6 protein-coding genes are annotated in these 6,300 nt (G+C 70.0%); 4 read left to right on the forward strand and 2 right to left on the reverse strand.

The window, feature by feature from the left end; all coding sequences use genetic code 11:
• The first annotated feature begins 41 nt into the window (after window positions 1-41).
• Together ABZT93_RS38220 and ABZT93_RS38225 are read left to right on the forward strand one after the other, a co-directional pair.
• Window positions 42-734, forward strand: a complete 693-nt coding sequence (locus tag ABZT93_RS38220) for a TetR/AcrR family transcriptional regulator (protein ID WP_356113362.1) — start codon at window positions 42-44, stop codon at window positions 732-734.
• Window positions 735-1,282: 548 nt separating this feature from the next.
• Window positions 1,283-2,512, forward strand: a complete 1,230-nt coding sequence (locus ABZT93_RS38225) for an acyl-CoA dehydrogenase family protein (RefSeq protein WP_356113364.1) — start codon at window positions 1,283-1,285, stop codon at window positions 2,510-2,512.
• A 480-nt stretch (window positions 2,513-2,992) separates the two neighbouring features.
• On the opposite strand, the gene ABZT93_RS38230 is transcribed toward ABZT93_RS38225, so the two are convergent.
• Both ABZT93_RS38230 and ABZT93_RS38235 read right to left on the reverse strand, forming a co-directional pair.
• On the reverse strand, window positions 2,993-3,658 hold the full coding sequence (locus tag ABZT93_RS38230) for a TetR/AcrR family transcriptional regulator (protein WP_356113366.1): 666 nt from the start codon (window positions 3,656-3,658) through the stop codon (window positions 2,993-2,995).
• Complete coding sequence (locus ABZT93_RS38235) at window positions 3,655-4,950, reverse strand: helix-turn-helix domain-containing protein (protein WP_356113368.1); 1,296 nt, start codon at window positions 4,948-4,950, stop codon at window positions 3,655-3,657. Before ABZT93_RS38235 ends, ABZT93_RS38230 begins: the two co-directional genes overlap by 4 nt.
• 188 nt (window positions 4,951-5,138) lie before the next feature.
• On the opposite strand from ABZT93_RS38235, the gene ABZT93_RS38240 reads away from it, so the two are divergent.
• Both ABZT93_RS38240 and ABZT93_RS38245 read left to right on the forward strand, forming a co-directional pair.
• Window positions 5,139-5,897, forward strand: a complete 759-nt coding sequence (locus ABZT93_RS38240) for an ABC transporter ATP-binding protein (RefSeq protein WP_356113369.1) — start codon at window positions 5,139-5,141, stop codon at window positions 5,895-5,897.
• The coding region (locus ABZT93_RS38245) for an ATP-binding cassette domain-containing protein (RefSeq protein WP_356113371.1) at window positions 5,894-6,300 on the forward strand (407 nt) is incomplete at its 3' end. The genes ABZT93_RS38240 and ABZT93_RS38245, both read left to right, overlap by 4 nt.

Consider the following 6,300-nt stretch of genomic DNA (forward strand, 5'->3'; position numbering starts at 1 on the left):
CTGTTTATGACTATGGCGTCGGATTCAAGTAAAGTTCGGGGATGGACACCACTGCGCCCGGGGAGATCGACGGCGAGACGGCACCACCCATGGCGCCTCTCTCGCAACTTCGCGAGCCGCCCACGACGCAGCGGGGAGCGCGGACACGGGCTGCTCTGGTGAAGGCCGCGCGGAAGGTGTTCGAACGGGACGGCTACCTCGACACCCGCCTGACCGACATCACCAAAGAGGCCCGATGCGCGGCGGGATCCTTCTACACCTACTTCGCCAACAAGGAAGAGGTGCTTGCCGCCGTCCTCCTGGAGGCGCAGGAGGACATGATGCACCCCGGCATGGGCCGGGTGCAGGGTGCCGACGATCCCTATGCGGTACTTGAGGCGAGCAATCGCGCGTATCTGGAGGCGTACAAACGGAATGCGAAGCTGATGGCACTGCTTGAGCAGGTCGCCCAAGTGGAGCCGGAGTTCCGTGAGTTCCGAAGCCGGCGCGGGGACGCGTTCATCCGCCGCAATGCCCGCGGCATCGCGGACCTGCAAGCGCGTGGTGTCGCAGACCGTGAGGTCGATCCGATGATGGCCTCCCGTGCGCTGTCGGGCATGGTCAGCGGTATGGCCTACAACGCCTTCGTGCTCTGTGAAGAGCAAGAGGAAGGCACGCCGGTGGACTTCGAGGAGCTCGTGTCCACGGTCACGCGGCTCTGGGCGAACGCCCTGCGGTTCCCCGGCCACCGCTGATCCGGCGGCCTGGACCGCCTGCCTCAGCACACTCTGTACAGCCGGGTACGTGATCACACCCGGTACAGCCGGGTACCTGCATTCCTTCTCGCCCTCCCTCGCGGACGGGACAACCGCGCCAGGCGCCGGCCGTTCCCGTGGAGTCGAGCTCCTTGACGGTCTGTCCGGCGAGCCGCTCATGCCCGTGGTGACAGGCTGCGGTCACCGCGTGCTCGCGTGCTGCCGCGCCGACATCTATTGAACTTGACATCGGATTCAAGTATACAGAGTGAGAGAGAAGAGCCCGTCACGCCATGGCGGGGGTTCCCTGCCGGCGACGGCGTGACCGGCGCGGGGTGGCCGTCGGCCCGCGCATGGTGGCGGCGCTCCACTGCGACATTCGCTTCGGCCCGGCTCCGGCCCGGTTCACCTCGCTGTCGAGTCGTATGCCGCACGCCGAGAAGGCACTGACCACGACGCCTTCCGCGGGCCCGATGTCGTCGAAGGTGTGGTCGACCACCTCGTCAAGCGCCGACCGAGTTTTTCCTCCCTACCCGTCAGGAGTACAGATGTCCTTTTTTGAGACGTCGGACCGCGCGAAGAGGTACCAGGCGGACCTGCTTGAGTTCATGGACTCGCACATCTACCCCGCTGAGGAGGTGTACCACGAGCAGATGCGCGCGTCGGGTGACCCGCACTTCCACCCACCGATCATCGAGGACCTCAAGGCGGAGGCTCGCAGGCGCGGACTGTGGAACCTCTTCCACCCGCACCGCGAGTGGGGCCCGGGACTGACGAACCTGGAGTACGCGCCGCTGGCGGAGATCATGGGTCGCAGCCACATCGCCTCCGAGGCGTGCAACTGCAACGCTCCCGACACCGGCAACATGGAGGTGCTCACGCTCTTCGGCAGTGACGAGCACAAGGAGAAGTACCTGAAGCCCCTGCTCGACGGGACGATGGCCTCGGCCTTCGCGATGACCGAGCCGCGTGTCGCCAGCTCCGACGCCACCAACATCGAGTTGCGGATGGAGCGCGAAGGCGACGAGTACGTGCTCAACGGCCGCAAGTGGTTCGCGTCCAACGCCCTGCACCGCAACTGCAAGGTGCTCATCGTCATGGGGAAGACGGACCCCACCGCCGCCCCGCACCGGCAGCAGTCGATGATGGTCGTCCCGATCGACGCCCCCGGGATCACGGTGATGCGCGGGCTGCCGGTGTTCGGCTACCAGGACCGTGAGGGGCACGCCGAAATCGACTTCGCCGACGTACGCGTGCCGGCCAAGGACGTACTCAAGGGCGAGGGCGAGGGTTTCGCGATCAGCCAGGCCCGGCTCGGGCCCGGTCGTATCCACCACTGCATGCGGGCGATCGGCGCGGCCGAGCGGGCGCTGGAGCTGATGTGCCGGCGCGCGCAGTCACGTGTGACGTTCGGTCGTCCGGTTGCCGACCGGTCCAACATCCAGGACTGGATCGCGGAAGCGCGCATCGACATCGAGATGATCCGCCTGCTCACGCTCAAGGCCGCGTATCTGATGGACACGGTCGGGAACAAGGAAGCGCGCACCGAGATCGCGGCCATCAAGGTGGCCGCCCCCAACATCGCGTTGAAGATCGTCGACCGCGCGATCCAGGTGCACGGGGGAGCAGGAGTGACCGACGACTTCCCGCTGGCCATGATGTACGCGCAGCTGCGGACATTGCGGCTGGCGGACGGTCCCGACGAGGTCCACAAGCGGGCCATCGCCAGACAGGAACTGCGGCAGTACCGCGACGCGGCCACGGCAGCGGTGAGCTGAGACGGCGGGACTCGATCCCACCGGTCGCACCGCCGTCGTCACCGGCCCCTGGCGCGGTACCGGGCCGCCGATCGCCCAGGCCATCGCCACGGGCCGGCGGGATCGTCCGTCCTCACCCCCGGTCCCAGGAAGCGGCAGACACCGCCGCGGCCCAGGTCAGGGGCACCGCGGTCGGCGTCGTCCCGGGGAGGAGCGACTCAGGGACGCCCACGATGGAACGCATCAACGCGCTCGTGGGCAAGGCGGGTCGAATCGCTGGCGAAGCCGGGATCTGAAGTGGAGACCCCCGGGCCGCTCAGAAGTCACATGACCTCGCCCTGGCCTCCGGAGCCCGGCGCGCGTGTGGCCCCCTCCCAGGCGTGAGGGCTGGCGCGTCCGGCGTCCAGAACTGCCTGGAATGGAGTCACGGAGTCCGCTGCGGGCGGGCGTGGGCCAATCGCTCCCTCGTGAGGCGCCCTATCGAGCCGTGGGTGGGGTGTTTCAGCCGGGCGGTGTCGACAGATGGATCAGGATGCCGCACACCTCGTCCACGATCCCCCGGGCCTCCGTCTCGTCCGCGCAGTCGCCCAGCTCGCGCGCCGCCCCGCCGATGACGGTGGTCAGTACGCTCACCCGGACCCGCCCGGCGCGTCGCCGCTCGTCCACCTTGAGGAGCCGGGAGTTGCGCCGTACCCACGCGCGGTCCCACTGACGACGCAGCGCGTCGAAACCCGCCGGGCCGTCGTCCTCCACGAGGAGTCTGCCGAGCCGCCGGTTGTCCCAGGCGCCCTCCAGGTACGCCCTGGATCCCGCCACGAAGAGGGCGACGGGGTCGTCCACGCCACGGGCGCGCTCGGCGGTCACCGTGGCCGCGGTCCGGCGCTCCTGCTCCTCCCGGAACTCCTCCCAAAGGGCGAGGTAAAGCCCTCGCTTTCCCCCGTAGTGCTGGAAGAGGCTGCCCACCGGGATGCCGGAACGTGCGGCGATCTCGGTGAGGCCGGCGTCGGTGTAACCGCGCGCGGCGAACACCTCCAGCGCGGCGTCCAGCAGCACACGCCGGAACGAGCGGTCCTGACCGGCGTGTCCCTGCGACGGGCCCATGCTCCCCTGCCCCTCCGGCAGCTGACGCGCCGCCTCGGCCCCGGTGGGCTCCACGATGCCGCTCACTGACGATCCCCACCTTCTCCGGCCCCGTCGCGGATGGCGAGGGCGACCAGCAGTTCCAGGAGGTCGGCGATCCGGCGCGGATTGCGGCCGGTGCGTTCCTCGATCCGGCGCAGCCGGTAGTGCGCCGTGTTGTGGTGCACCCGCAGCCGGTCGGCGGCCAGCCGCAGGTTGAGATCCGCCTCCGAGAAGGCCCGTATGGTGGCGGCCAGCGTGTCGCCGCGTTTGCGGTCCTCCTCCAGCAGCACACGCACGCGGGGATCGACCAGCTGGCGGGCGAGGTCGTCGGCGCGCAGCGCCAGGTAGTCGAAGGGGGACAGCCGCGGCAGCGCCGCCACTCCGCCCTCGCTCGGCACCAGGTCGAGGGCGGCCCGCGCTTCCTCGTAAGCGCGCGGCAGTTCGGACGCGTCCTGGGCGACCGTGCTGATGCCCATGGCGAGCATGTTTCCCTCCCGCGCGAGCCGCCGCTGCACGGCCTCGAAGTGGGCGCAGATGTCCTCCGTGTTCATGCCGGCCCGGACCACGGGTACGGCCACCACCTCGCCGTGGCGCACCACGACCAGGGTTCTGCCGGCCCAGGGCCCGGCGACGCTGATCGACGCGCTGGTCGCATACCCGCTCTCGGCCGAGGTGAGGTCCCCGGTGCGGGTGTCGCCGACGCACACCGCCACGACCGTCATCATCTGCGAGCGCGGTCCGATGCCGTACGCCTGCGCCGCGGCGGACAGCGGACCGCGCGTCGGTGCGACGCCGGCCAGGAGCTGGTCCAGGAGGTCCCGGCGCTCCCGGTCCGCGTCCGCCACCACGTGCTGCTGGTACTCGACGTACGCCTGTGCGGCATGGGTGCTCGCGTAGTCGACGTACCGCATCAGCGGTGTGACGAGGGACAGCGCGGCCTGCTGGGCCTCGGCGGACGTGCCCGCGCAGTCCAGCAGCGCGTCCCACAGCACCTGTCGGCCGACTCGGAAGGCACTGATCCAGTCCTCCAGGGCGAACCCCGCGCGTGCTCTGCGCATCGCTGCCCCGCGGCTGAACACGAGGTCTTCGGGGGCGATGTCCCGGTCGCCGGCCAACGCCGCCAACTGCATCCGGTAGTGCTCAAGCACCTGATCCCGTACGTCGTGGAAGAACCGCTCGTCCTGCAGCGCGTACGACGGGATCTCCGTGCGCATCACCTCGACGGCGGTCTCCGCCACCTCCTCGATCCGGTCGTTGACGGCATGCAGGATCCGCCGCCGCTCGCGGCGGAGCGGTTCGGAGAGTCGAGGGGTGCCCAGGGCAGGACCGCGCGGCATGGCGCCGATCGTCGCGGCCCGACTCGTGCTCCGTCAACAGGCTCGGGGTGAGACATACGCGGGAACCTGTGCGCCGCGCACAGGTAGGCGACCGAGAAGTTGGGTGCTCACACCCAATGTGCGCCCCGAACACCCCCACCTACTGTGGCGCTCGCCCACCCCTCAGCACGTCGGAAAGGGCGTCACTCATGCTCGCGGTCGACGGTATCAGCGTGCGTTTCGGCGGGATCACGGCACTGGACGGTGTCGGATTCACTGTCGAGCCGGGCACCGCCGTAGGGCTCATCGGGCCCAACGGAGCCGGCAAGACCACCTTGTTCAACTGCCTCACCAGGCGCTGCACCCCCGATGCGGGAACGGTGCGGTTCGAGGGTGAGGACCTGCTCGCCCTTCCGCCGCACACCGTGGCCGGGCGCGGCATCGCCCGCACCTTCCAGAATCTCGGCCTGTTCCCGCGGCTCACGGTCCGGGAGAACGTCATGGTCGGCGCCCACAGCCGGGGGCGCACCGGACACCTCGCCGCGGCGCTCCGGCTGCCCCGCGTCCGGCGAGAGGAGAGGGAACTGAGTGACCAGGCGGACGACCTGCTACGGCGCCTCGACCTGGCGGACATCGCCGACCACCCCGCCTCCGGGCTGCCGTTCGGCACGCTCAAACGCGTCGAACTCGCCCGGGCCCTCGCGGTACGGCCGCGGCTGCTGCTGCTCGACGAACCCGTCAACGGGCTCAGCCACGGCGAGGTCGACCAATTCGCAGATCTGGTCCGGTCGGTGCGCCAGGACTTCGACCTCACCCTCGTGGTGGTCGAACACCACATGGGTTTCGTGATGGGCCTGTGCGACAAGGTGGTCTGCCTCGACTTCGGCCGCAAGATCGCCGAGGGCTCGCCCGAGGAGATCCAGCGCGACGCGGCGGTCGTCGAGGCGTACCTGGGGGTGGCCGCATGAGCGAGCCCACCTCCGACCCCACCGAGTCCGCGGAGAGCGTGGAGCCGGACTTCCTGAAGGTCTCCGACCTGCACGCCGGATACGGCCAGGCCCGCGTGCTCCAGGGCCTCGACTTCTCCGTCGCCCGCGGAGAGGTGTGCGCGATCCTCGGGCCCAACGGCGCGGGCAAGACCACGATGCTGCGGGCCCTGTGCGGCATGGCCCGCGGCCGAGGCTCGATCACCCTGAATGGTACGGAGCTGCTGGGCCGCTCGCCCGAGCAGGCCGCCCGGCTCGGCGTGGCGCACGTGCCCGAGGGCCGGGGCACCTTCAACGAGCTGAGCGTCGAGGAGAACCTGCGCATCGGCGCCCACCTGCGCACCGGTCTCCTGCGGGGCCGTGCCGAGCGCGCGGCCGTGGCGGC

It is taken from the genome of Streptomyces sp. NPDC005303 (assembly GCF_040607335.1).
Taxonomy (GTDB): Bacteria; Actinomycetota; Actinomycetes; order Streptomycetales; family Streptomycetaceae; genus Streptomyces.

Bases quoted from the DNA above. Each gene is read 5' to 3' on its own strand.
- ABZT93_RS38235 (WP_356113368.1), bottom strand. From the start codon at position 4,950: ATGCCGCGCGGTCCTGCCCTGGGCACCCCTCGACTCTCCGAACCGCTC.
- ABZT93_RS38220 (WP_356113362.1), top strand. From the start codon at position 42: ATGGACACCACTGCGCCCGGGGAGATCGACGGCGAGACGGCACCACCC.
- ABZT93_RS38225 (WP_356113364.1), top strand. From the start codon at position 1,283: ATGTCCTTTTTTGAGACGTCGGACCGCGCGAAGAGGTACCAGGCGGAC.
- ABZT93_RS38240 (WP_356113369.1), top strand. From the start codon at position 5,139: ATGCTCGCGGTCGACGGTATCAGCGTGCGTTTCGGCGGGATCACGGCA.